Annotated in this window: 4 protein-coding genes; 2 read left to right on the top strand and 2 right to left on the bottom strand. The window is 58.0% G+C overall.

Annotation, left to right across the window (positions count from 1 at the left end; translation table 11 throughout):
• Together CUU80_RS10905 and CUU80_RS10570 are read left to right on the top strand one after the other, a co-directional pair.
• The coding region (locus CUU80_RS10905) for a hypothetical protein (RefSeq protein ID WP_207760124.1) at positions 1-328 on the top strand (328 nt) is incomplete at its 5' end.
• Between the two features lie 107 nt (positions 329-435).
• Positions 436-1,365 carry an AEC family transporter gene (locus CUU80_RS10570; protein ID WP_100497301.1) on the top strand — a complete coding sequence of 310 codons (930 nt, stop codon included), beginning with the start codon at positions 436-438 and terminating at the stop codon, positions 1,363-1,365.
• 264 nt (positions 1,366-1,629) lie between these two features.
• On the opposite strand, the gene CUU80_RS10565 is transcribed toward CUU80_RS10570, so the two are convergent.
• Both CUU80_RS10565 and CUU80_RS10560 read right to left on the bottom strand, forming a co-directional pair.
• Positions 1,630-2,451, bottom strand: a complete 822-nt coding sequence (locus CUU80_RS10565; RefSeq protein WP_100497300.1) for a fumarylacetoacetate hydrolase family protein — start codon at positions 2,449-2,451, stop codon at positions 1,630-1,632.
• A gap of 5 nt (positions 2,452-2,456) precedes the next feature.
• Positions 2,457-3,146 (bottom strand): DUF4190 domain-containing protein, encoded by a 690-nt coding sequence (locus CUU80_RS10560; RefSeq protein ID WP_100497299.1) that lies wholly within the window; start codon positions 3,144-3,146, stop codon positions 2,457-2,459.
• Positions 3,147-3,621: the final 475 nt, after the last annotated feature.

Below are 3,621 nucleotides of genomic sequence, written 5' to 3'. Positions count from 1 at the left end.
CTTCCCGCCCCTCTTCACACACTTTTCGCGCGAAAAGTACGTAAATCGCGCCGCACAACCACGCGGTACGCACAATTCGCGCGAAAAGCGCGCCAATCACGCCATACGAAGCCCGTTTGCACCCAAATCGCACGAAAAGCGCGCGGCCCGCAGCATGAGCATACGAATCGCGCGAAAAGTACGTAAATCGCGCCGCACAAAGCCCATTCGCACCCAATTCGCGCGAAAAGCATGCAAAATCACGCCATACGAAGCCCGTTTGCGCACGATTCGCGCGAAAAGCGCGCAAATCGCATCCCACAATGCGCACCGTTGCGCGAAACCATGAACTCATGTTCCTATCCTGTATTTTCGCGTGGTTTGCTTTTCGCGCTTTCCGTCCCATCACACTGCGGGGTGCGCGACTGTGAGAATTTGCGGAATTAAGAGAAGAACATGATTTTCCAATCCGGCGCGCTGCTGCTCGCCATTATCGCGCCCTACGCGCTCAAACACCTACACATCTTCGGCGAACGCGACTACAAGGTCGCGCAGGGCTTGGTGTTCAACCTCACGCTGCCGTGTGCGATCATCCTCTCGTTCGCCACCAACAAGCACGACATGCGCATGCTGTGGATTGTGCTGTTCGGCTTCTTCGCCTGTGCAATTCCACTGTTTATCGTGTATCTCGGTTCGCGTGGCGACGAGCGCAACTACCGCGCCTTCCAGATGCTCAACGCTTCGGGACTCAACCTCGGTGCATTCTGTTTGCCGGTGGTACAGACCTTCATGGGCGCATCCGCCGGTCTGCCCATCATCATGCTGGACATCGGCAACGCCACTGTGGCCACGGCTGGCTCCCTCACCATTACACGCACGTTGCTCAACATGGACGACAACTTCAAATCGCTGCCGCTGAGCTTGCGTCTAAGGAACATCGCCCATGATTTTCTGGGGTCGATTTCGTTCGACATCTACATGCTGATGCTGGTATTCATGTTCCTGCACATCACGATTCCACAGCCTATCGTGACGCTTATCACCCCGTTCGCCAATGCGAACGCCTTCTGCGCCATGGCCATGATCGGTCTGATGATGGAGATTCCGGACAATCGCAAGGATCGCTTGGAGCTATTGAAGGTGATCGGCTGGCGCGCGGTGTTTGGCGTGATTATTGCAGTGGCGGCGTGGTTCCTACTACCGTTCGACATGCGCATCAGGGAGATCATCGTACTGGGCGCGTTCGCCCCGATCACGATTTTCTCCACCAAGTTCACTGACTCGCTCACCGGCAATGCCAAGCTCGCCGGATTCTCCTTGACCGTGACGGCAATCATCTCGCTGGTGGTAATGACCGTGCTGCACGCCGCGCTGCCGGGTGCGTAAAAGCGTCCCGCCGCAACCCGCCAGAACATCGACCTACCGGCATCGCCCCCGCTTGCGCCCCACCCGCAACTCTCTTATGTACGCGCACTATGCGCCCTCACTATGTCTGCGCCGTATTCGTTGAACCGCATACTTAGTGAGGGTGTTAGACGAAAAAACGTCATTATGTATGCGCGCACTTCGTTCAGCCGCATACATAATGACGATTAATGCCGATTCAGCGTATAAGATTCAGCGTATAAACGATGGCTCCTGAGCAGACCGCTAGGCGCGCACGATCACGTTGCGCAGGTCGCCGATACCCTCCACATGCACAATGGCCTCATCGCCCGGATCGAGGTGACCGGAAGCGTTCGGCGTGCCGGTCATGATCACATCGCCGGGCAGCAGGGTGGAGAACGAGGAGATCGCGGCGATCTGCTCCGGAATGCCGTGAATAAGATTCGCGGTGGTACCGGACGCCATCGGCACATCCTCACCGTTCAGCGTGAAGGAGATCTTCGCGTCACGCCAGTCCAAGTCGTCGCGCATCACAATCCACGGACCAAGCGGGCAGGAGGTATCGAAGCCCTTGGCACGGGTCCACGTGGGGTCGAGTCCCTGCAGATCGCGCAGCGTCACGTCGTTCACGCAGGTGAAGCCGAGCACATAGTCCATGGCCTTCTCCACCGGCACATTCTTTGCGATGCGCCCCATGACCACGGCCACTTCCGGCTCGAAGTTCATGTCTTTGGAGCAAGCCGGGTACACGATCGGATCGTCCGGACCGATCACCGAAGTGGACGGCTTGGTGAAGATCACCATGTTCTCCGGCGCATGCGCGATTTCGGAGTGGCCCGCCTCGTGCATGAACTGAGCGTGGGCCTCATAGTTCTTGGCCAGCCCGTAGACCTTGGAGGGAATGACCGGGGCGAGCAGACGAATGCCGTCGCCATCAACCGGATATCGATTGCCGGTGGGCTCGACCTGATCGCCGGCCAGCGGGTGACCGTTGAGTTCGATGAGATAGTCTTTGCCGTCGGCCGGGTCCTTCTGCACGAAGGCGTAGCGCGGCGCATCATTCATAGAAAAACGTGCAAGTCTCATAGCTCTCAGCCTACTACGACGCGCTCCGGCAGGGCATCCAAACCATTCGTCAGGCTGGTGTACGTGTCGTCCGTATCGTCATCCCAACTGTAGGAATAGTCGTATTGTCCTCCACGATCCATTTCGTTGACCATTTCGTTGACGGCGTACATCGAACCACCGATGACCGCAATGGTAATGATGATGCCCAGCACCGTATTGACGATGCTGATTACGATGCCGGCGATGGCCAAACCTCGTCCTTTGCCGCCCTGCTTTTTGATCTGGTTCAGTCCGATGATGCTCAGCACCAGACCCACGATCGAGAACAGGAACGAACATATGAAACCGGCAATGGCCAGTCCGTTGTACTGATTGGCATTGCTGTATGCGCCGTACGCTGGGCTGTAAGGTGGCGCTCCTGCACCGTACGCCGGACCGTAGCCGGACGCGCCGTACGGCTGCTGGCTTGCATACCCGGGGTAGGGCTGGCCGTATCCCGTCTGACCGTACGTTGACTGTCCGTACGCATTGTATTGCGGCTGACCATACGGCGTCTGCGGCGGCACGGCGCCCCCGCCTGGGTACGTGGGAGGTTCTGGCGCTGACGGCACGGCGCCCTCACCGACATTGAGGGGCGTATTCGGCTCTTCATTCGCACTAGAGCCTGGACCAGGGTTCGGATTGGTATTCGGAGTGGTTGACGAGTCGGACATGATCGCTCCTTTGATCGTGTTGCGTCTTGCACACACTTGCACGCACCTTGCATGCCTCTGATGAGAAGACGCGCCCCTTCTACGCACGCGCTACACTGTGCGCTATCTCCATGGTACCCGCGCTACCCCGCACACGCCCGACTTCTGCGGCAACCTATCGTGCAAGCACCGCGCACAGCAAACCGCAACACAATAGGCCCAGCAAACCCCACATAACCAAAGAAGGCTTGATGACGCATTGGCCGCTTCGACGCATTATTCCATGCGTCAGTGCGTCCATCGCGCCGTCAAGCCTTCTTTCACTAGCCGTCAGCTCTTAATTCCCGTCAAGGGAGTGCGGCATAAGACGTTAGTCAGTATGCGCCGATCGATCCTCCGGTCACTTGGCGAGCAGGGGTGCGACCTGCTCCTCGTACGCGGTCAAAGCCGTGTCGATCACATTGTGCATGTCGTAGTACTTGTACGTGCCCAGACG

Source organism: Bifidobacterium scaligerum (genome assembly GCF_002802865.1).
GTDB lineage: Bacteria > Actinomycetota > Actinomycetes > Actinomycetales > Bifidobacteriaceae > Bifidobacterium > Bifidobacterium scaligerum.
The sequence above is the reverse complement of the archived record's forward strand: the minus strand, read 5'-3'. Positions and strand labels throughout refer to the sequence as shown.